Origin of the sequence: Taklimakanibacter albus (genome assembly GCF_016595235.1) — a bacterium.
Lineage (GTDB): Bacteria > Pseudomonadota > Alphaproteobacteria > Rhizobiales > Aestuariivirgaceae > Taklimakanibacter > Taklimakanibacter albus.
Window position 1 is genome coordinate 62,088 of sequence record NZ_JAENHL010000004.1, and the last position, 20,909, is coordinate 82,996.

Consider the following 20,909-nt stretch of genomic DNA (forward strand, 5'->3'; position numbering starts at 1 on the left):
GGCCCAATTGCGCAAAAAATCCCCGCTCCACAGGAGCGGGGATTTTTGTTTTAAGTCGTCCTTAGTGCAGGATCTGGCTGAGGAAGAGCTTGGTGCGCTCGCTCTTCGGGTTGTTGAAGAACTCGACCGGCGAGTTCTGCTCGATGATCTGGCCCTGATCCATGAAGATCACGCGGTTGGCGACCTGACGGGCAAAGCCCATTTCGTGGGTGACGCATATCATCGTCATGCCCGATTGCGCCAGATCGACCATCACTTCCAAGACTTCCTTGATCATTTCCGGATCGAGCGCCGAGGTCGGCTCATCGAACAGCATGATCTTGGGGTTCATGCACAGCGAGCGGGCAATCGCCACGCGCTGCTGCTGGCCGCCCGACAATTGGCCCGGATATTTGTTCGCCTGCTCGGGGATCTTCACGCGGGTGAGATATTTCATCGCCGCGGCTTCGGCATCGGCCTTCGACATCTTGCGCACCCAGATCGGCGCCAGCGTGCAGTTTTCGAGCACGGTCAGATGCGGGAAGAGATTGAAGTGCTGGAACACCATGCCGACCTCGCGGCGCACTTCGTCGATGCGCTTGAGATCATTGGTGAGCTCGTTGCCGTCGACGATGATCTGACCCGACTGGTGCTCTTCCAGGCGGTTGATGCAGCGGATGAGAGTGGACTTGCCGGAGCCCGACGGGCCGCAGATGACGATGCGTTCGCCACGATCAACGGAGAGATTGATGTCCCGCAGCACATGGAACTCACCATACCACTTGTTGACGCCGAGCAGCTGGATCGCCACCTCGCCGGCTTCGTTCTTTTCCACCCTTTGAGCAGATGCCTGAGCCATCAAATCCCTCTTCTTTTATGGCCGGTCGCGAGCCGGCGTTCCATGAATAGCGAATAGCGCGACATGGCGAAACAGAAAACCCAGAACATCAAGGCAGCGACAAAGTAACCTGTGGTTCCGGTTTGTGGCGACACCCATTTAGGGTCGCTGAAGCTGGCATTGATGATGCCCAGAAGGTCGAAAAGACCAATGATGAGCACCAGGGTCGTGTCCTTGAACAGGCTGATGAAGGCGTTGACGATGCCGGGAATGACGATCTTGAGCGCCTGCGGCAGGACGATCAGGTTCATCATCCGCCAATAGGACAACCCCAGCGCCTGGGCCGCCTCATACTGTCCCCTGGGAATGGCCTGCAGGCCGCCACGCACTGTTTCCGCCATATAGGCCGCCGAGAACAGCGCCGTACCGACCAACGCACGCAGCAGTTTGTCGAAATTCGTGCCCTCCGGCAGGAACAGCGGCAGCATGATGCTGGCCATGAACAGCACGGTGATCAGCGGCACGCCGCGCCAGACCTCGATGAAGACGATCGAGAACAGCCGTACCACCACCATCTTCGAGCGCCGCCCTAAGGCGAGCAGAATGCCCAAGGGAAGTGCCGCGACAATGCCGGTGACGGCGACCACGAGCGTCACCAGGAGACCGCCCCATTGCTGGGTCTCGACCTGCACCAGACCGAAATCGGCGGTAACCAGCACGAGCACGGCGATGATTGCCGAGACCGCCCCGACCCATCCGAGCAGCGCCGAACGTGCGGCGATGTCCCTGGTCGAAGCCCTATGCCCGATCGACAGGACGGCGGCGGCGGTCAGCAGCAAGAGATTGATTAAGGTGGCGACGGAGATGAATCCGCCAAAGGCGTTTATCTCTGGCATCGAGACGAAGAGGGAGACAAGCCAGATAGCCACGGCAATGCCCGCCAGTATAAGCGCGAGCTTGTTGCGTTGTATCCCCTCCTCGATGCCAAAGGCGGCGATCGGAACGACGAGCGCCGAGAACAGCAAAGCCCCGGTGATGAAGTAGATTGTCGCGCTCGACAGGTTGAGATTTCCGCCGGTCAAGAGCACGAAAGTCATCAACGGATAGACGACCAGCAGGAACAGCGCGTTCCATTTCTTGTAGGGCAGCGATGGCATGGCCATCGTGGCGAGCGTCACGGCGCCGACGATGAAGCAGATATTCACCCGCCAGCGCTGGTCGAAGGGGTAAAATCCATAGACGAACTGATGGAACTTGGCCCAGACATAGGGCCAGCAGGCGCCCGAGTTCGGAACGGCGACGCAAGCCTCGCGATCCTCGCCGGTGAAGACACCGCGGATCAGGGCCCAGTCGATGACGCCCCAGGCGATCCAGATCACGAAACTGGCGCCCAGTATGGTGAGCACTGAATTCATCGGGCTGGAAAACAGATTGGTCAGCATCCAGCCGACGGGGCCTGTGGTATTGGGCGGCGCCGGAAGCCGCGGCGCATCTTCGCTGCGGACCCAGCCCTGCGGTGATGGAACGTCGGTCATGGCCTATCTCTCCACCAGGCGCACGCGCGCATTGTACCAATTCATGAAAGCCGAAGTCACAAGGCTGAGCGAGAGATAGATGAACATCCAGATGAGAACGACCTCGACGGCCCGGCCCGACTGATTGTTGACGACACCGCCCATGGCCACGAGATCGGGATAGGCGATGGCGACGGCGAGCGAGGAGTTCTTGGTCAGATTCAGATACTGGCTGGTCAAGGGCGGGATGATCACTCGGAGCGCTTGCGGGATCACCACCAGCCTGAGGGTCGGTTGTGATCTGAGGCCCAGAGAATGCGCCGCTTCCGTCTGGCCATGGCTCACCGCCATGATGCCCGCGCGCACGATCTCGGCAATGAAAGATGCGGTGTAGATCGACAGCGCCAGAACGAGGGCGATGAGTTCCGGCAGGATGGTGAAGCCGCCGACAAAATTGAACCCCTTGAACACGGGATATTCGAAGGTCACTGGCCCGCCGAGAATCAGGAAGGCGAGGAGCGGCAGGCCGATGATCAAACCCAATCCTGCCCAGAAACTGTGGAACTGCTCGCCGGTGCGTTCCTGACGGCGCTTCGCCCAATGCCCGACGGCCAAAGCACCGACAACTCCCAAGATGAAGGCGATAACGATATAGCCGCTCCCCTCGCCCCAGATGAATTTCAGGGTTACCAGGCCGCGATTGCTGAGGAACGCGAGATCAAAGAAGTTGACACTTTCCTTCGGGCCCGGCAGCGGCTTGAGGACGGCTGCGTACCAGAAGAAGATCTGCAGCAGCAGCGGGATATTGCGGATGAGCTCGACATAGCCGGTAGCGATCTTGGCGATGACCCAGTTCGACGACAACCGCATGATGCCGATGATGAAGCCGATTACGGTGGCGAAGAAGATGCCGAGAGCGGCGACGATCAGCGTGTTGAGAAAGCCGACCAGAATGGCGCGAAAATAGGTCGAGTCGCGCGTGTACTCGATCGGCCTCTGGATGATATCGAAGCCGGCGGTGGTCCACAGAAACTGAAACTTATAATCGAATGTCTTGTTGAGTCTCGCCAGATTGACCGCCGTGTTGTGGATGATCTCGTAGCCGAGCCAGAGCACCAGCAACAAGAAGATGATCTGCGCGACGCGCGATCTGATCTTCGGATCGTTAAACGCTGAGACGCGTTGCGGACGCGCCTCATCGATGACTGCGGTCATCTCTCACCCCTTCCACCCTATCGCAACCGTCACGTTCGAACGTGATCTCGTTGTGCAGAAAAAACAGGAAGCCCGGATTTTCTCCGGGCTTCCAAAAATCGATCAGCGGATCGGCGGCGCGTATTGCAGGCCACCTTTGCTCCACAGCGCGTTCTTGCCGCGGGCAATCTTGAGCTTGGTGCCCTCGCCCAGATTGCGCTCGAAGATCTCGCCGTAGTTGCCTACATGCTTGACGATCTGCGCGGCCCAGTCATTGCTGAGAGCGATGCCGACGCCGAAGTCACCCTCCTTGCCCATGAAGCGCATGACTTCGGGGTTCGTCGAGTTCTTCATCTCATCGACATTCTTCTGCGTGATGCCGAGATCCTCGGCATTGACGAGTGCATAATAGGTCCACTTCACCACGTTGAACCAGGCATCGTCACCCTGGCGCACAACCGGACCCAGCGGTTCCTTGGAGATGATCTCCGGCAGAATCACATGATCATCCGGCGCGGCGAGCTTGAGGCGTTCGGCATAGAGGCCGGACTGGTCGGTCGTGTAGACGTCGCAGCGGCCGTCCTGATAGGCCTTCAGCACTTCCTCGTTCTTCTCGAAGGCCACGACCTGATAGGTCATGTTGTTGGCCTTGAAGTAGTCGGCGAGGTTGAGCTCGGTCGTGGTGCCGGTCTGGGTGCAGACCGATGCGCCGTTCAGGTTGAGCGCGCTGTTCACGCCCAGCGACTTCTTCACCATGAAGCCCTGGCCGTCATAATAGGTGACGCCCGCGAATTTCAGGCCGAGCGAGGTGTCGCGGCTCATCGACCATGTCGTGTTGCGCGACAACACGTCGATTTCACCCGATTGGAGCGCAGTGAAACGTTCCTTGGCGGAAAGCGGTGTAAACTTCACTTTCGTCGGATCGTTGAAGACCGCCGCGGCGAGAGCCCGGCAGAAATCGACGTCGAAGCCGGTCCAGTTGTTCTGGTCGTCCGGGAAGCCGAAGCCGATGAGGCTCGGATTGCTACCGCATTGGATGAAGCCCTTGGCTTTCACGTCGTCGAGCGTTCCGGCGGAAGCCGCCGAGACCGCAGCGACGCTGAGGCCGAGTCCCAATGCCAATGTCAAAAGCTTGCTTTTCATTGCTGATCCTTCTCTGAACATGCTGCCGCCCTGAATTTTCGTATCTCTGTGAGGAGATCGCTGAGCCCTTGCCGGGCCATTGTATATTCTGGAGCGGTCTGCCTGTCCGATTTTGTTACTCCCTCGAGAACGAGGCCTGGGCCCGGTTCCCTTCAAATCAGAGAAGCCGAGAAACGCGGCTGGGTCAAGCGCCTAGGCGTTCATCAAGAAGTATGAGAAGTGAACCGGGATCGGCGACGGTATACGCCGCGGGCTTGGGCGGTCGCCGGATCATCACCACCTCCACCCCCTTTATACGCGCCGCCGTCAGCTTGGCGCGCGTTTCCTCACCCCCGGAATTCTTGGTCACCAGATGGGTGACACCATGATCGCCCAATAGCTGCAGTTCTGCGTCAAGGCCAAAAGGCGGCCGGGCCAGAAGCACTTGCCAGCCGGCGGCGGGGGGATATCCCATGGGCTCGATCATCCGCGCCACGCCCGAAATATCAGCCCGCGCCAGAAAAGGCCTGACCTCCTTGCGCCCGATGGTGAGCAGCACCCGGGCGCCCTTGGGCAAGGCCTGCAGCGCAGCATCATTGTCGGGAACCTCGGTCCAGCGCTCACCGGGTTCGAGCGCCCAGGATGGGCGCTCGAGCCGGATCAAAGGCAAGCGGCAGCGCCGGGCCGCCTCCGTCGCGTGATGTGATATGACGCCGGCAAAGGGGTGGGTGGCATCGACAAGCGCCTGGAAGTCCCCCTCCTCAAGGTAACGGGCGAGCCCGTCGGGCCCGCCGAAGCCGCCCTGCCGGGTCTCACCGCGAATCGCCGCCGGAGCACTTGTAATGCCGGCCAGCGAGGTCACCGGCGCATAGCCCGCGTCGCAGAGCAGGCCCGCGAGATCGCGCGCTTCCGCCGTTCCGCCCAGAATCAAGACCCTGCCTTTCGCACTCGCCATAAGCCGATTGTATTATCCGGGAAATCGGGCCAACAACATCCAATGGACAAACAATCGAACAGCACGGCCGACGGCGCTGCCCTTTCGGGTTTCGCGCGCCTCGATGCCGAGCCCTTTCCGATCTTCGAACCGGGCTGGGTCTGGCTGGTCGGCGCCGGCCCCGGCGCCCCGGGCCTCATGTCACTTCTGTGTTATCACGCGCTGCAATCGAGCGATGTCGTCGTCTATGACGCGCTCGTCAATCCCGGCATCCTGAAATGGGTCCGGCCCGGAACAGAGCTCGAATATGCCGGTAAACGCGGCGGCAAGCCCTCGGCCCAGCAGCGCGACATTTCCGTGCGTCTCATCGAGCTGGCCCAGGCCGGCAAGCGGGTCCTACGCCTCAAGGGGGGCGATCCCTTCATGTTCGGCCGGGGCGGCGAAGAGTGCCAGCATCTGGTCAAGGCCAAGATCCCCTTCCGCATCGTGCCGGGCATCACGGCGGGCATAGGCGGGCTGGCCTATGCCGGGCTTCCCGCCACCCATCGCGACACCAACCACTCGGTGATCTTCCTCACCGGCCATGACGCGTCCGGCAAGATGCCGGCCAATGTGAACTGGCAGGCGGTCGCCACGGCGACACCGGTGATCGTGATGTATATGGCGGTGAAGAACCTGGACGAAATCGCCGAAGCACTCATCGCCGGCGGCCGCGCGAAGGACGATGCCGTGACGATCATCTCCAATGCGACGCTGCCCCAACAGGCCGTGGCCCACACAAGGCTCGGCGAGGTACGCGAGTTCCTCAGCCACACCGAGCTGGCCACGCCGGCCATCGTCGTCCTAGGGCCCATCGCCGACTGGCGCGCCGTCTTCGACTGGTATCAGGGAGCGCTCCGGGAGAATCCCGTTGGCTGACGGGATCGTCATTGCAGCACCTGCCTCCGGCAGCGGCAAGACGCTGGTGACGCTGGCGCTTCTGCGCGCCCTTACCCGGCAAGGCGTCAAGGTCGCTTCGGCGAAAGTCGGTCCGGATTACATCGATCCGCGCTTCCATGAAGCGGCGACCGGGCGCGCCTGCTTCAATCTCGACGGCTGGGCGATGAGCCCAACCCTCGCCGCGAGCCTTGCCGCCGAGATCGGATCGGGCGCGTCGCTCACCTTGGTCGAAGGCGTGATGGGATTGTTCGACGGGCCAGAGACAGGACGCGGCTCGACCGCCGATCTCGCCGAGGATCTGAAATTGCCCATCGTGCTGGTCGTCGATTGCAGCCACCAGGCCCAATCGATCGCCGCCCTCGTCCACGGCTTTCAGAGTCTGCGCCCTACGCTCGCGGTTCCGGCCGTCATCCTCAATCGCATCGCCAGCCCCCGCCATGAAGACATATTGCGTCAGGCGCTCGGTAACATGGAGGTTACCGTCCTCGGCGCCGTGCCGCGTGACGGCGGCCTGGTTCTGCCGAGCCGGCATCTGGGTCTTGTCCAGGCGAGCGAGCATGAGGATCTGAAGAGCTTCCTCGACCGCGCCGCCGACGCCGTCGCGCAGCATATCGACATCGACCGGCTGCTGAAGCTGGCATGCCCCATCTCCTCGACGCCGCCGCAGAATGTGCTGCCGCCGCTCGGCCAGCATATCGCGATCGCGCGCGATGAGGCTTTCGCCTTCCTTTACCCGCATCTTCTCACCGGCTGGCGCCGCGCCGGCGCGGAGCTCTCGTTCTTCTCGCCGCTCGCCGATGAAGTGCCATCGGCCCATGCCGATGCGATCTATCTGCCGGGCGGATATCCGGAGCTGCATGCAGGCCGCCTGGCCGAAGCGGCGACCTTCGTCACGGCCCTGAGGAGCGTCGCCGCGAAGGATCGCCTGATCTATGGCGAGTGCGGCGGCTATATGGTTCTGGGCCAGGCACTCATCGACGCGGAAGGCGCGGAGCACGCGATGGCTGGTCTTCTGCCGGTCACCACGAGCTTTGCCCGGCGCAAATTGCATCTGGGCTATCGCCGCCTCGCCCATGACGGCGCCTTGCCCTTCCCCGCGACGCTCAAGGGTCATGAGTTCCATTATTCGACCATCGCGCGCCAGGACGACGCGATACCCCTCTTCCGCGCCGAGGACGCGGCGGGCCGCGATCTGGGCCCGATGGGCCAAAGACGCAACCGGGTGATGGGCTCCTATGCCCATGTGATCGCATGAGGGCGCGTATCACAATGCTATTGCGCATGCAGAGGGCAAAGCCTCACCAAGTTTTCCCCCTCTCCCGTCCGCAGGATGGGAGAGGGTGCCCGATAGGGCGGGTGAGGGCTCTTCCTGGGCATGTCGAAATCCGCACTTGCTTAAGGAAAGAGCCCTCATCCGGCCTTCGGCCACCTTCTCCCATTGCTTCGCAACGGGCGAAGGGGAAACTGCTCGTTGAGGGGAGCGAGAGAAAGTGGGAGGCGTCCCATGCCTAAATTTCCCGCCAAAGCGCTCATGCTGATGGGCACCGGCTCCGATGTCGGCAAATCGCTCATCGCCGCCGGCCTGTGCCGGCTCTTCAGCGAGCGCGGCCTGGCGGTCAGGCCGTTCAAGCCGCAGAACATGTCGAACAATGCCGCGGTCACCGTCGATGGCGGCGAGATCGGCCGCGCCCAGGCGCTGCAGGCGCGCGCTGCCCGCGTCCAGCCGACCGTCCATATGAACCCGATCCTGCTCAAGCCCGAGACGACCACCGGTGCGCAGGTCATCGTCCAGGGCAAGCGCGCGGTGACGGCAAGCGCCCGCGAGTTCTTCAGGACGCGCGGCCAGTACATGCCGGCGGTGCTCGACAGCTTCCGGAAGCTCACCCGGGAGGCCGATCTGGTGATCGTCGAAGGTGCAGGCAGTCCGGCCGAGGTCAATCTGCGCCAGGGCGATCTCGCCAATATGGGCTTCGCCGAAGCGGCCGGTGTGCCGGTCGTCCTCATTGGCGATATCCATCGCGGCGGCGTCATCGCCTCGCTCGTCGGCACCCAGACGATCCTGCCGGAAGACGACGCCGGGCGGATAAAAGGTTTTCTGATCAATAACTTCCATGGTGATCCTGATCTCTTTTCAGAAGGTGTCACCTTCACGGAAGCGCGGACCGGCTGGGCCTGTCTCGGCATCGTGCCGCATTTCGCCGAAGCCCGCCTGCTGCCGGCCGAGGATGCGGTGGCTTTGGAAAAGGCGGCTGCGAGCGGCGGCGGCAATTTCCATATCGCGGTGCCGCGCCTGCCCCGCATCGCCAATTTCGATGATCTCGATCCCTTGAAGCTCGAGCCCGGCGTTACGCTGGAAATCGTCCAGCCCGGCAAGCCCATGCCGCGCAACATCGATCTGGTGATCATCCCCGGCTCCAAATCGACGATCGGCGATCTCGCCGCCTTGCGCGCGCAAGGCTGGGATATCGACATCGCCGCGCATCATCGCCAGGGCGGCGCCGTGCTGGGTGTCTGTGGCGGCTATCAGATGCTCGGCCGCATGATTCACGATCCGCAAGGCCTCGAAGGGCCGGCGGGCTCCTCGGCCGGCCTGGGCCTGCTCGATGTCGAAACCACGCTGCTGCCCGACAAGACGCTGACCCGCGTCACGGCGCGTCATGCGGCGAGCGGTCTCGACGTCACCGGCTATGAGATCCATCTCGGCACCACGCAGGGGCCGGATGGCGCGCGGCCTTTCACCTTCATCGACACTGCGCCGGACGGCGCCTGCTCTTCCGACGGCCGCGTGATGGGAACTTATATTCACGGCCTCTTCGCGGGCGATGATTTTCGTCGCCATTTCCTGTCGCGGCTCGGCGCCGAGACCGGCACGCTGGCTTTCGAGCAGACGGTCGAGACCACCCTCGACAAGCTCGCCCATCACCTTGCCCGCCATCTCGACATCGAACGCCTGCTCGGCCTCGCCAGCCCGGTGAAGCTCTGAGATGTATTTCATCGTCACCGCCGTCGCTTTGATCATCGAGCGTTTCATCGGCTACCCGCAAGCGCTTCACCGGATCATCGGCCATCCGGTCGAATGGATCGGCCGCTTCATCGCCTGGCTCGACCGGCGCTTCAATCCGCCGGAAAAGCCGGCGTCGCGTATTGCCGGCGTCCTGGCGCTTCTCGCTTTGTTGCTGGTGACCGGTGGCATTGCTTTTGCCGTGGCGCTGCTGCTGCGCAGCCTGCCCTTTGGCTGGCTCGCCGAGGCGCTGCTCGCCACCGCCTTTCTGGCGCAGAAATCCTTGCGCGATCACGTCCAGGCGGTCGCCGACGGGCTTGCCGTGTCGCTCGATGAAGGGCGCCGGGCGGTGAGCCGCATCGTCGGGCGCGATCCGCAGGCGCTCGACCGCTCGGGCGTGTCGCGCGCGGCCCTCGAAAGCCTGGCCGAGAACGCCTCCGACGGCATCGTGGCGCCAGCCTTCTGGCTCATCATCGGCGGCCTGCCCGGCATCGTGCTCTACAAGGCGATCAACACCGCCGACTCCATGATCGGCCACAAATCGCCGCGCCATCTGTCCTTCGGCTGGGCTTCGGCGCGGCTCGACGATCTCGTCAATATTCCGGGCGCGCGCATCACCGGCCTGCTCTTCGCACTCGCCGCCGGCTTCATCGGCCGCGCCAACCGCAAAGCCTCTTTCGAAGCCATGTATCGCGACGCCGACCGCCATGTCTCGCCCAATGCCGGCTGGCCGGAAGCCGCCCTTGCCGGCGCGCTCGCCATCAGGCTTGGCGGGAGACGCTCTTATGGCGGCCGGGAAGTCGATCTCGCCACCATGGGCGACGGCAAGGATGAGCTCGATCAGGTCGATATCGAGCGCGGCCTCAGCCTCTACGCGCGCGCTTTGACGTTTTTGACGGTTTGCGTCGCGCTGGTGGCTTTGCTTTCTTGAGGACCATCGGCAGGCCGGCGGCCACGAAGATCACCTCATCGGCGGCCACAGCCAAGGCCTGATTGGCGCGCCCCGCCTCGTCGCGGAAGCGCCGCGCCAGCGCATTGTCGGGCACGATGCCCAAGCCCACTTCGTTGCTGACCAGCACGACGCGGCCCTTGAGCTTCGCCAGGGTGTCGCACAGAAGTTTCAGTTCCGCGGCGACATCCTTGTCGTGATAGATCAGATTGTTGATCCAGATCGTGATGCATTCGACGAGGATGAAGCCGCCCGGGCGATCGGCATCGCGCAGCGCGCCCGCGAGATCGAGCGGGACTTCCAGCGTTTGCCACCCCTTCCCGCGCTGGGCGCGATGCAGATCGACACGCTCGCGCATCTCCGCATCGATGATCTCGGCGGTCGCCAGATAAATCCGCTGATTGTAGCGCGTCGCCAGCGCCTCGGCATGGCGGCTCTTGCCGGAACGCGCCCCACCCAGGACCAGGGTGACCCGGCTCATGGTTTCGCCGGCGGCAGCCGGGTGATGAAATGGCCGCGCATCGCCTGCGGCCAGGTCTTGAACGGCACTTCGCCGGTGGCGCTTTGGCCATGCAGATCGAACCAGGCGAGGATGGCCTCGGCCTCGGCACGCTCCGGCCGGAAGCCGCCGGCCAGATAGCTGTAGCGTTCGGTGTCCTGCAGGAACACATTGCAGTGGCGCAGGCACGACCACAGGCAGCTCTGGCGCGCCACCGCGATATCGTCGCGCCCGCTTTCAGCCAGGACGCTTTCCATCTGCCGCGCCAAGGACTCACCACCCGTCAGCCCGTCGGGGCCTTCGCGCTCCTCGACGGAATGGCGGCATGTGGTACAGAAGACGATGCGGCGCATGATGGTGGAACTATATTTCAGGGCTTGCCAATCTTGCCGCTTAAATGATTGAGTTGCGCCACCCTGTCAACGCCACGGAGCCTTCATGGAATTTCGCCGCCTCGCTTTTGTCGCAGCCGAGGCTCCCCAGGCACGCAGAGCGCTTGGCCGCCTGGTCAAGGCCTATGGCCAGGCCACGCCCGAGACCGCCGATGTCATCGTGGCGCTGGGCGGCGACGGCCTGATGCTGCAGACGATGCACCGCTTCATGTCCTCCGGCAAGGCGATCTACGGGATGAATCGCGGCTCGGTCGGCTTCCTGATGAACGACTACAGCGAGACGAACCTGCGCGAGCGCCTGAAGGCGGCCGAGCCGACCTCGGTCCATCCTCTCAAGATGAAGGCGATCGACCAGTCGGGAACCGTGCATAAAGCGATGGCCTTCAACGAAGTCTCCTTCCTGCGCCAGCGCCATCAGACGGCGAAGCTCAAGATCTCGATCGACGGACATGTGCGGCTGGAGGAGCTGACCTGCGACGGCATCCTGCTCGCCACCCCGGCCGGCAGCACCGCCTATAATCTGTCCGCCTATGGGCCGATCCTGCCGATCAACTCGCCCCTCCTCGCCCTGACGCCGATCAGCCCGTTCCGGCCCAGGCGATGGCGCGGCGCCATCATCCCGCATCAAGCACATGTGATGATCGAAAGCCTCGAAGCCGAGAAGCGCCCCGTGGCGGCGGTCGCCGATCATGTCGAGGTGCGCAACATTCGGAAAGTCGAGATCGCCCAGGACCGCAAACGCTCGGCCCGCCTGCTGTTCGATCCCGGCCACAGCCTCGCTGAACGCGTTCTCGCCGAACAGTTCCGTTTTTAGGGAACCCTTAAGGATAGCGCAGCTACACTCACTTTCGTTGTGAGTTGCGTAGCAGAGTTAGAAAGTGCCGGAGGCCAAAACTCCGGCATTTTCATTTTTTGAGCTGAGAAAAGGGATCGCTTCCCATATCCTCATGCTGAGGTGCGAGCGACGCGAGCCTCGAAGCATCCTTCAGGATATAGTGGCATTATTGCACCAGACCCTTCGAGGGCCGCTGCGCGGCCACCTCAGGGTGAGGTTAAGAACTTGCGCAGATTTTTCGATCGGATCAGGCCGCGCTGACCAGGCCTTCGCGCAGGCGATTGGCGATGAGGCGGATGCGCTCACCCGAATAGCGGCCGATGAAATCGAGATATTTTGCGCGCTCCGCCGCCGGCATGGCGCCGTCGCCGGTCATCACCTGCTCGATCAGGCGGCGGGCGAAATTTTCCTCGCTGAGCACGCGCTTGGCGTCGCGCAATTCGCGCTCCACCTGGCCCGCGGCGCGGATGAGGCCGGTGCAGGTCTGAGGCAGCCCCGAGTTGCGATAGAGCGAATTGAAGGCGGACGTGCTTCCATAAAGCGCGTCCTGCGCCTTGGCGACGGTCACATTGGCGAGATGCGCCACAGCACTCTCGACGATGCGCATATTGCCGACACAGGCCGAGCGCATCACCATCGAGGCGGTGAGCATGCTGCGGCCGGTCATGAAACGGATGAGCGAGGGCAGCTCGACGTCATTGGCACCGTCGAGGATCTGCAGGATGGCGCGCTCCTCGGCGTCGGCCACCATGTCGGCCGCGTCATTGGCGGGCACCCAGCCGCGCTCGGCCATGAGCTGATGCACCTGGTTGGAGGCGCGCTTGGCCTGCAGGATGCGGATATCGAGCGGCAGCGTGTCGAGCGACAGCAGGCGGTCGATGATCTCCTGGACCCGGCCGAACCGGGCATAGAGGATGCGGCAATTGCGGTCGGACAGGATGCACTGCTCATTGTCGAAGAGCGTCAGGCAGGCCGCGAGATCGGCCTGGGTGGCGATCTCCTTGACGACGTCGTCGTCGAGATCGGGCCGCTTCGCCAGCGTGACCTGGCGGGCCGTATCGCCGACGCGCGCGATGCTGCGCATCTTCCAGTGATCGAGCGCCGGCGTCTCGGCAAGGAACGGCAAGGCGATGTCGTCCTCATCGGCGATGATGCTGAACAGGATGTCGCTATGGAGGTCTTTGGCGGCGACGATCGTCTCGGCGAGCGTACGGCGCACTTCCTTGACCGGATCGGTGGTGAGCTTCAGCATCACCGGCACGACGCAGTCGCGCTCATTCTCCGGCGCCTCGGGGTCGTTCAGAAGACCGGCGAGCTCGACGGCAAGCTGCGTGCGCGCCTGCGCGTCTCCCGTTTCGATGATCATATCGAAGATGCCGACATCAAGCCCAGGCTGGCCAGTCATGAAAGAACCCACTCACCACATTCCGAAGCCTAAAATTGTCAGCTAACCACTAAGAAACGGTTTACCATGACAATCGTGGTTTCAGAGGGGGTTAGCGGTCACCTTCCGGCGGCCGCGGATATTCTGAGACAGGTCAGGTCTGCGGGGCCTGGGCGGTGGGTCCATGCTTGCCGGCCCCCTCTTCCGCCTGGGCCTGGGCGGCGACCGGGGTCGTCATCGGTCCGGCCTTCATGATGTCGCTGGCCGTCGCCTTGACGCTGGTCGGCCGCTGCTGGCGCCGCCACAAGGCATGCACCGCCATGACCGCATAAACGACAGCCATGAAGGTCATGAAGCCAGACGAGCCCAGATACTGCATGAAGAAGCCGGCGAGCGACGGCCCCGCCATGGCGCCGGTGCCATAGAGCAGCACGAGCTTGCTCGAGGCGCCGAGCATCTGCTCCTTTGCCATGTGGTCATTGGCATGCGCGATGACGAGCGAATAGATCGGCAGCGCGATGGCGCCGAAGACGGTGAACAGCGCGATGAGCACCGTGGACGAGATGCCGGCCGCCGGGATGGAGACGAGTGCGATCGCCGCGGCGATGGCGCTCAGGATCATGATGATGCTGCGCCGATCATAACGGTCGGAGAGCAGTCCGGCCGGATATTGCGAAACGATGAGAGCCAGGGGCGGCAGCGCCAGCATCACCGAGACAAGTGCCAGCGGCAGGCCCTGCATCAGCGCATAGACGGAGCCCATGCTGAAGAAGGCGCTCTGCGCCAGTCCGCTGGCGAGCGTAGCGACGATGGCGAGCGGCGACGAGCGGTAGATCTCGGCGATGGTCACCGAACGCGTGCCGGCGAGGCTCGGCGTCTCGGTGCGCATCAGGGTCAAGGGCAGCATGGCGATCGACAGCAGCGCCGAGACGATGATGAAGCGCGAGAAACCGGAGCTGTCGGTGACATTGAGAAGCAGCTGGCCGGAGCCCATCGCGGCATAGGTGACGATCATATAGATCGACAGCAGCTGGCCGCGGTTCTTGTTGGTCGAGGCCGAATTGAGCCAGCTTTCGCAGACGATGAACAGCCCCGACGTGCACAGGCCCGCCACGAAGCGCATCAGGAACCACCAGACGGGATCGATCCATAAGGGGATCAGCAGCACGGCGGTCGAGACGACGGAGGCGAAGGCGGCGAAGACGCGGATATGGCCGACGCTCTGCACGATGCGCGGCGTCACGATGGAGCTGAGGAGAAGCCCGGCGAAATATCCGGACATGATGAGACCGGTGGTCGCCGCGTCGAAATTCTCGGCACTCGCCCGGACGCCGACGAGCGACCCATGCAGGCCATGGCCCAGCGACAGGATGGTGACCCCGAGGAGCAACACCCAGACCGAGCGCAAACCGGCAAACATCAAACCCCTCCGCCTTTATGATATGAAGGCCTAGTGCACGGAGATTGTGAAGGGATTGTGCCGCAAGGCGGGGAAATCAGAGCAATCCCACCTGCTTGAGCTTGAATTCGAGCAGGTCGCGGTCGAAGGGCTTCAGCAGGAACTCGGCCGCCCCCTCGATGATGGCGCTGCCGATTTCATCCGTATTGGCCTTTTCCGTATAGACGAGAACCACGGGCTTGCGGCCATTGGCGGCGCGGCGCACCCGCTTGACGAATTCGCCCGCACTCATGCTGCCGATCCGGTCGGCGGTCACCACGATATCCGGCGAATTGGCGCGGCAGAGCTTCAGCGCGGCTTCGGCCGAAGCCGATTCCGACATGTCGAAGCCGTACTGACCGAGCAGCTGGCTCAGGACCTGCCGCTCTTCTTGATCCTCATCGACAAGCAGACATTTCGTCATGTCGATTATTCCTTCCAAACGCATCGGTAACCAGCCGCTCTATTGCCTTGAAGCGAGTCCTGCGACTCTGGTGGTTAATGCGTCGTTAACAAGCTATCCACAGGCTCAGGCCCGATGGAAATACAAATAATTTCAATAAATTAGGTCGTCATATGGGGAAGTTATCCACATAACCCGATTATGGCGGTTTCACGCCTTTCGGGAGACTCGCTACGCGACTCACGCGCGGATCAATACACGCAAGGATTGCGGCAGTACAACCCTTCCCTGACCGAAAGCAGGAGGCTCAGCCGATTCACTTCGCCGCACCAATGCTTTAAGCAGACTGGAAAGGGAGGACCGTCATGCCAGGACTGTGGTTCGAGGAATTCGAGATCGGGAAAGTCTACAGCCATCCCATCACCCGGACGGTGACGGAGATGGACAATATGATGTTCTCCTGCCTCACCATGAATCCGCAGCCGCTCCATATCGACCGGCATTTCGCCGCCCAGACCGAATGGGGCCAGCCCTTGATGAACTCGCTGTTCACCCTCGGGCTGATGATCGGCATCTCGGTGAACGACCTGACGCTGGGCACCACCATCGCCAATCTCGGCATGACAGATGTGAAGTTCCCCGCCCCGCTCTTCCAGGGCGACACGGTCAATGTCACCACCGAGGTGATGGCCAAGCGCGAGAGCAAGTCGCGGCCGGAGGCCGGCATCGTCGACTTCCAGCACAAAGCCTTCAAGCAGGATGGGACGCTGGTCGCCGAATGCCGCCGCCAGGCCTTCATGCGCAAGCGCCCGGCCTGAGGTTCCCACCATGCGCTCCCTCCTCTTCGTCCCCGCCGACAGCGAGAAGAAGCTCCCCAAGGCGCTGGCCAGCGCCGCCGATGTGGTGATCCTCGATCTGGAGGACTCGGTGGCGCTCGCCGACAAGCCGAAGGCCCGCCGCCTCGCTTGCGAGGTGCTGTCATCGCCGCGCGGCCGGGCGAAGCTCTTCGTACGTGTCAATGACTTGTCGAGCGGCCTCACCGGCGCCGACCTCGACGCCGTCGCGGCGGCCAGGCCCGACGGCCTCCTGCTGCCGAAATCGGAATCGGGCGCCGATGTGAAGCGCCTGATCGCCATGGCCCACCTGCCCGTCCTCGCAATCGCCACCGAGACGGCGGCCTCGATGTTCAATCTGGGCACTTATGGCGATTGCGGGCCTGAACTTCTCGGCCTCACCTGGGGCATGGAGGATCTGGCGGCGGCGCTGGGCGCCCAGTCGAACCGCGACGCGCAAGGCCGCCCCACCGCGCCTTACGACCTCGCCCGCACTTTGTGCCTCATCGGCGCGCGCGCCGCCGGCGTCGAGCCGGTCGATGGCGTCCATGCCAATTTCCGCGATCTCGCCGGCCTCGAGGCGCAATGCCGCGACGCGGTGCGCGACGGCTTCACCGCCAAGATGTGCATCCATCCCGACCAGGTCGCGGTGATCAACCGCATTTTCACGCCGTCACCCGAGGCGATCGCCAAAGCGCGGCGTATCGTCGAGGCCTTCGCGCAGGCCGGCGATGCCGGCGTCATCGGTCTCGATGGCGAGATGCTCGACGTGCCGCATCTGAAGGCGGCGAAGGCATTGCTGGCGCGCGTCGCGTCCTGATCTCAGGCCGCGACGGCGCGCGGCTGCACTGAGCGCGACAGCGACATCACCAGGAGCGACGCCAGGATGCAGAAGGCGCCCGACACGAACAGCGCCGGCATATAGGTGTCGAACAGAGTGCGCGTCGCGCCGGCGCCGAAGGCCGCCACCGCGGCGCCGAGCTGATGGCCGGTGAAGACCCAGCCGAAGACGAGCCCGGCACGCTCCGCGCCGAACCGCTCCGCCGCCAGCTTGACGGTCGGCGGCACCGTCGCCACCCAGTCCAGCCCATAGATGACGGCGAAGATCGACAAGGCGAAAACGCTGAAATCCGAAAACGGCAGATAGATCAGCGACAGGCCGCGCAAGCCGTAGAACCAGAACAGCAGCCAGCGATTGTCATAGCGGTCGGAGAGCCAGCCCGAGAAGATCGTGCCGGCGAAATCGAACAGGCCGATGACCGCGAGCATGCCGGCCGCCCCTACAGGCGCCACGCCGAAATCACCGCAGAGCGCGATCCAGTGCGTCTGGATCAGGCCATTGGTGCTCAGTCCACAGACGAAGAAGGTAAGAAAGAGAACCCAGAAGGTCTGTGTCCGCGCCGCCTCGCGCAGCGCCAGCAGCGGCGAGACCAGCATTTGCGCAAGACTGCCATTCGGCCGGGTCGGCGCGCTCTCGGCGACATCGCCATAGGCCGCGAGCCCGACATCACTCGGACGGTCGCGCATCAGGAGCGCCACCAGGATGAAGGCCAAAGCCAGGATGACGAGAACGAAGCCCAGCGCGGCACGCCAGCCGAACGCTTCGGCGAGGCTCGCCATCAAGGGCAGGAAGACCAGCTGCCCGGTGGCGTTGCTGGCCGTCATCATGCCGACGACGAGACCGCGCCGCGCCGTGAACCAGCGGGCCGCCACGGTCGCGCCCAGCACCAAGGCCGTCATGCCGGTGCCGAAACCGACGACGACGCCCCACAGCAGAACCAGTTGCCAGATCTCGGTCATGAAGCAGGAGCCGATCAGTCCGACGGCGATGAGGCCCAGCGCCACGCTCACCACCCGGCGGATGCCGAACTGATTCATGAACGCCGCCGCGAAGGGCCCCATCAGGCCGAACAGGACGAGGCGCACCGCGAAGGCGAAGGAGATATCGGCCGTCGACCAGCCGAACTCCTTCTGCAGCGGCTCGATCATCACGCCGGCCGAGCCCATCGCGCCCGCCGTCGCCAGCATGGTGAGAAAAGTCGTCGCAGCGACCACCCAGCCATAGTGAATTCCGCGCGCCGCCAGAAACTGGACGAGCCTGGTGGATGAAACTTGCGCGGCTTGAGCAGTGGTCATGGTCACCTCAATTTATCGGTATATACCCGCTTCACGACAAATGAATGCCGCGGACCTCACAGTCGGTCGCCGAGCGATAAGAGCTCGCGCGCCAGACCTGTGCCGAGCTTGGTCTCGATCTCATCTTGCGCTTTCTGCCAGGGCCCGGCGCCCTGATCGAGCACCCGGCGTCCGCCCTTCGACAAAGCCACCGTCGCCTCGCGCTGGTCCTCGCCGGAAGTGATGTCCACCAGCCCTGCCCTTTCCAGCACTTTGACATTCCGCCCGGTGGTCGAGCGCTCCAACTCGCACAGATGGCTGAGGTCGGTGATCGAGAGCGGCCCGCGCCGCTCGATCCGCCGCAGCATGCTGAACTGCGCGATATTCACGCCGAGAGGCTCGAGCCTCTGGTCATAGATCGCGCTGATCTTGCGCGCCGCGGCACGCAACGAAATGCAGTAGCAGCTTGCCTTCATATAACGGGTATATACCCGCAATAGGCGCCGGTCAAGCCTCAGTCCGGCCGGCGCATACGCCAAGCGGCTTCCACCGTCGCATATTCGCTATAACCCATGCGCGCGATGGGACGCATCGCGGCGGTGTCGACGCGGCCGTCCTGGATGAAGCGGTCGTCGATATAGACACCGACCACCCGCCCGATGATCGCATATTGATGCGCATCGCCGTGATCGTCCGGGAGCGGAATGATCTGGAACAGCCGGCATTCGAGCGCCGCCGGGCTTTCCTTGACGCGCGGCGGCTTGACGAAGCGCGATGGCTCGGGCGTCAACCCCGCCAGCTTGAACTCGTCGACATCGGGAGCGACCCGCGCCGAGGACATGTTCATCGGCTCGCGCAGATCATAGGTCGCGAGATTAATGACGAATTCCGACATCGCCTCGATATTTGTCAGCGAGTCCTTCATGCCGCCCGAGCCGATCACGACATAATGCGGCTGCTCGGCGATGGCGTTGAAGAAGCTGTAAGGCGCCAGATTGGGAATGCCGGTCTTGGCCATGCTCGACACCCAGCCGATCGGGCGCGGCGCCACGATGGCCTTGAAGGGATCGGTGGGCAGGCCGTGCTTGTTGTCGATCGCGTCGTAATGCATCAGCCGAGCTTTCTGAGCAGTGCAGGCAGATCGGCGATGCTGGCGATCACATGATCGGCGAGCGGCGCCAGGTGATCGGTGGCGGAATTGCCGGTGAGCACACCGATGGCGAGCCCGGCGCCGGCATCATGAGCGGTCTCCATGTCATGCGGATTGTCGCCGACCATCGCCACTTCACTGGCCTTGATGCCGATCGCATCAGCGAAAGCATGGATCATGTCGCCATGGGGCTTCGGCCTGGCGACGCTGTCGGCGCCGAGAATGACGTCGAAGAGATCGGCCGCATCAAGGGCGCGCATGTGCAGCGTGGCCGAGGCGGCGGTGTCGTTGGTGCCTACCCCGAGCCGGAGCTTCATCGCATGGAGCTCGCCGAGGACCGGCTTCAACGGCATCAGTGATTTGAGATGTTTCACGCCGAGATGGGCGTAATCGACATTGAGCAGCCGCATCTTCTCTCTGACGCCCGCCTCGTCGAGATCCGGCCACCATATATTGACGATGTCACGCGTCGTGCCTTGCGCCAGCACCGAGCCGGCGCGGAAGGCGCCGAGTTCGGGATCGTAGCCCGCGGCGACGAATTTGGCCTCGATGGCGTCAGGCGTCAGATCGGCGAAGATCTCCGAGAGAAGCTCGCGATAGACCGGCACCCAGGTGCCGGTCACATCGATCAACGTGCCGTCCTTGTCGAAGAGAACGCCTTTGATCGCCATGGGCCTAACCGTGCCAGCGCGTGAGCAGCGCCTGCGGATCGGGGCGCGGCCGATCCTCGAGCGGCGCGGTGGGCGTGCCGAAATAGACGACGCCGACGACCTTCTCTGTCTCGCTCAGGCCCATCGCCTTGCCGATCTCGGCGTCATAGGCGATCCAGTCGGTATTCCACTGGGCGCCGATCCCCTGCGCCGCGGCGGCGAGCAGCATATTCTGGGTGACGGCGCCGGCCGAGAGCAGCTGCTCCCATTCCGGGATCTTCACATGGGGGCCGGCCTTGGAGACCACTACGATGACGGTGGGCGCGCGCAGGAACAGGTTGCGCTGGAATTCGAGCGAGTCGGCCCCGTGCTCGGGATGGAGCTTCTGCCAGCGGGCTTTCAGCTGATCACCGAATTTGCCGCGCGCCTCGCCCTCGAACAGGACGAAACGCCAGGGGGCGAGCTTGCCATGATCGGGCACCCGCACCGCGACGTCGAGAATGGTCCTGAGCTGCTCAGGGGTGGGGCCCGGCTCCCCCATCGTTTTGACGGAGGCCGATTTGCGGGTCTTGAGGAGGGAAAGGGCGGAGGACGTGTCGTTGAGGCTGGTCATGGCCGCCTAACAAGGGAACCCGCCGGCTAAAGTCAAGTTCGGAAACAACAAAGCTCAAATGCGCGGCTTGGCATTAACCAAATATTAAGCATAAGATTGAGCCCGGAGCCCAAGTCGTGTTGGCTTA

The 20,909-nt window shown here is 63.2% G+C and carries 22 protein-coding genes; 7 read left to right on the forward strand and 15 right to left on the reverse strand.

From position 1 onward, the window contains the following. Positions 1 to 61: 61 nt before the first annotated feature. The 5 genes from JHL16_RS01615 to JHL16_RS01635 form a co-directional block, all read right to left on the reverse strand. A complete protein-coding gene (locus JHL16_RS01615) occupies positions 62 to 838 on the reverse strand; it encodes an amino acid ABC transporter ATP-binding protein (RefSeq protein ID WP_200183164.1) in 777 nt (258 codons plus the stop codon). Continuing rightward, the gene (locus JHL16_RS01620) at positions 838 to 2,352 is read right to left on the reverse strand and encodes an amino acid ABC transporter permease (protein ID WP_200183165.1); all 1,515 of its coding nucleotides are present in this window, start codon (positions 2,350 to 2,352) and stop codon (positions 838 to 840) included. The genes JHL16_RS01615 and JHL16_RS01620 overlap by 1 nt, the downstream gene beginning before the upstream one ends. A gap of 3 nt (positions 2,353 to 2,355) precedes the next feature. Then, positions 2,356 to 3,546, reverse strand: coding sequence for an amino acid ABC transporter permease (locus tag JHL16_RS01625; RefSeq protein WP_200183166.1), 1,191 nt, complete (start codon positions 3,544 to 3,546; stop codon positions 2,356 to 2,358). 102 nt (positions 3,547 to 3,648) lie between these two features. Further along, positions 3,649 to 4,668 carry an amino acid ABC transporter substrate-binding protein gene (locus JHL16_RS01630; RefSeq protein ID WP_200183167.1) on the reverse strand — a complete coding sequence of 340 codons (1,020 nt, stop codon included), beginning with the start codon at positions 4,666 to 4,668 and terminating at the stop codon, positions 3,649 to 3,651. 184 nt (positions 4,669 to 4,852) lie between these two features. After that, positions 4,853 to 5,602 (reverse strand): cobalt-precorrin-6A reductase, encoded by a 750-nt coding sequence (locus JHL16_RS01635; RefSeq protein ID WP_200183168.1) that lies wholly within the window; start codon positions 5,600 to 5,602, stop codon positions 4,853 to 4,855. Positions 5,603 to 5,644: 42 nt separating this feature from the next. Between JHL16_RS01635 and cobA the strand changes: the two genes are divergently transcribed. From cobA to cbiB, 4 genes are all read left to right on the forward strand, one after another. Continuing rightward, entirely contained in the window at positions 5,645 to 6,499 is an 855-nt protein-coding gene (gene cobA, locus JHL16_RS01640; RefSeq protein WP_200183169.1) for a uroporphyrinogen-III C-methyltransferase, read from the forward strand. Beyond that, on the forward strand, positions 6,492 to 7,775 hold the full coding sequence (locus JHL16_RS01645; protein WP_200183170.1) for a cobyrinic acid a,c-diamide synthase CobB: 1,284 nt from the start codon (positions 6,492 to 6,494) through the stop codon (positions 7,773 to 7,775). The genes cobA and JHL16_RS01645 overlap by 8 nt, the downstream gene beginning before the upstream one ends. A gap of 249 nt (positions 7,776 to 8,024) precedes the next feature. Beyond that, positions 8,025 to 9,503 (forward strand): cobyric acid synthase, encoded by a 1,479-nt coding sequence (locus JHL16_RS01650; RefSeq protein ID WP_246770735.1) that lies wholly within the window; start codon positions 8,025 to 8,027, stop codon positions 9,501 to 9,503. 1 nt (position 9,504) lies between these two features. Further along, the gene (gene cbiB, locus JHL16_RS01655; protein ID WP_200183171.1) at positions 9,505 to 10,452 is read left to right on the forward strand and encodes an adenosylcobinamide-phosphate synthase CbiB; all 948 of its coding nucleotides are present in this window, start codon (positions 9,505 to 9,507) and stop codon (positions 10,450 to 10,452) included. On the opposite strand, the gene cobU is transcribed toward cbiB, so the two are convergent. Both cobU and JHL16_RS01665 read right to left on the reverse strand, forming a co-directional pair. Then, complete coding sequence (cobU, locus tag JHL16_RS01660; protein ID WP_200183172.1) at positions 10,385 to 10,951, reverse strand: bifunctional adenosylcobinamide kinase/adenosylcobinamide-phosphate guanylyltransferase; 567 nt, start codon at positions 10,949 to 10,951, stop codon at positions 10,385 to 10,387. The two genes, cbiB and cobU, sit on opposite strands and share 68 nt — an antisense overlap. After that, positions 10,948 to 11,322, reverse strand: coding sequence for a DUF1636 family protein (locus tag JHL16_RS01665; protein ID WP_200183173.1), 375 nt, complete (start codon positions 11,320 to 11,322; stop codon positions 10,948 to 10,950). The genes cobU and JHL16_RS01665 overlap by 4 nt, the downstream gene beginning before the upstream one ends. Positions 11,323 to 11,407: 85 nt before the next feature. Here JHL16_RS01665 and JHL16_RS01670 point away from each other — a divergent pair, with 85 nt between their 5' ends. Continuing rightward, the gene (locus tag JHL16_RS01670; protein ID WP_200183174.1) at positions 11,408 to 12,175 is read left to right on the forward strand and encodes an NAD kinase; all 768 of its coding nucleotides are present in this window, start codon (positions 11,408 to 11,410) and stop codon (positions 12,173 to 12,175) included. 268 nt (positions 12,176 to 12,443) lie between these two features. Here the strand turns inward: JHL16_RS01670 and JHL16_RS01675 are convergent, their stop codons facing one another. The 3 genes from JHL16_RS01675 to JHL16_RS01685 all read right to left on the reverse strand — a co-directional run bounded on the left by JHL16_RS01675 (position 12,444) and on the right by JHL16_RS01685 (position 15,442). Continuing rightward, positions 12,444 to 13,601 carry a DUF2336 domain-containing protein gene (locus JHL16_RS01675; RefSeq protein WP_200183175.1) on the reverse strand — a complete coding sequence of 386 codons (1,158 nt, stop codon included), beginning with the start codon at positions 13,599 to 13,601 and terminating at the stop codon, positions 12,444 to 12,446. Positions 13,602 to 13,734: 133 nt separating this feature from the next. Then, positions 13,735 to 15,000: an MFS transporter gene (locus tag JHL16_RS01680; RefSeq protein WP_200183176.1), complete on the reverse strand. Its 1,266-nt coding sequence runs from the start codon at positions 14,998 to 15,000 to the stop codon at positions 13,735 to 13,737. Positions 15,001 to 15,076: 76 nt separating this feature from the next. Further along, positions 15,077 to 15,442: a response regulator gene (locus JHL16_RS01685; RefSeq protein WP_171028393.1), complete on the reverse strand. Its 366-nt coding sequence runs from the start codon at positions 15,440 to 15,442 to the stop codon at positions 15,077 to 15,079. Between the two features lie 344 nt (positions 15,443 to 15,786). On the opposite strand from JHL16_RS01685, the gene JHL16_RS01690 reads away from it, so the two are divergent. Then, complete coding sequence (locus JHL16_RS01690) at positions 15,787 to 16,239, forward strand: MaoC family dehydratase (RefSeq protein ID WP_200183177.1); 453 nt, start codon at positions 15,787 to 15,789, stop codon at positions 16,237 to 16,239. Positions 16,240 to 16,249: 10 nt separating this feature from the next. Beyond that, a complete protein-coding gene (locus tag JHL16_RS01695; RefSeq protein WP_200183178.1) occupies positions 16,250 to 17,074 on the forward strand; it encodes an HpcH/HpaI aldolase/citrate lyase family protein in 825 nt (274 codons plus the stop codon). A gap of 2 nt (positions 17,075 to 17,076) precedes the next feature. Here the strand turns inward: JHL16_RS01695 and JHL16_RS01700 are convergent, their stop codons facing one another. The 5 genes from JHL16_RS01700 to JHL16_RS01720 are packed head-to-tail and all read right to left on the reverse strand — an operon-like array spanning position 17,077 to position 20,782. Beyond that, on the reverse strand, positions 17,077 to 18,390 hold the full coding sequence (locus JHL16_RS01700; protein ID WP_200183179.1) for an MFS transporter: 1,314 nt from the start codon (positions 18,388 to 18,390) through the stop codon (positions 17,077 to 17,079). Positions 18,391 to 18,446: 56 nt separating this feature from the next. After that, positions 18,447 to 18,845: a MarR family winged helix-turn-helix transcriptional regulator gene (locus JHL16_RS01705; protein ID WP_200183180.1), complete on the reverse strand. Its 399-nt coding sequence runs from the start codon at positions 18,843 to 18,845 to the stop codon at positions 18,447 to 18,449. A gap of 38 nt (positions 18,846 to 18,883) precedes the next feature. Next, positions 18,884 to 19,480: a flavin reductase family protein gene (locus tag JHL16_RS01710; protein ID WP_200183181.1), complete on the reverse strand. Its 597-nt coding sequence runs from the start codon at positions 19,478 to 19,480 to the stop codon at positions 18,884 to 18,886. Continuing rightward, positions 19,480 to 20,190, reverse strand: coding sequence for an HAD family hydrolase (locus JHL16_RS01715; protein ID WP_200183182.1), 711 nt, complete (start codon positions 20,188 to 20,190; stop codon positions 19,480 to 19,482). The genes JHL16_RS01710 and JHL16_RS01715 overlap by 1 nt, the downstream gene beginning before the upstream one ends. A gap of 4 nt (positions 20,191 to 20,194) precedes the next feature. Beyond that, positions 20,195 to 20,782: a nitroreductase family protein gene (locus tag JHL16_RS01720; RefSeq protein WP_200183183.1), complete on the reverse strand. Its 588-nt coding sequence runs from the start codon at positions 20,780 to 20,782 to the stop codon at positions 20,195 to 20,197. Positions 20,783 to 20,909: the final 127 nt, after the last annotated feature.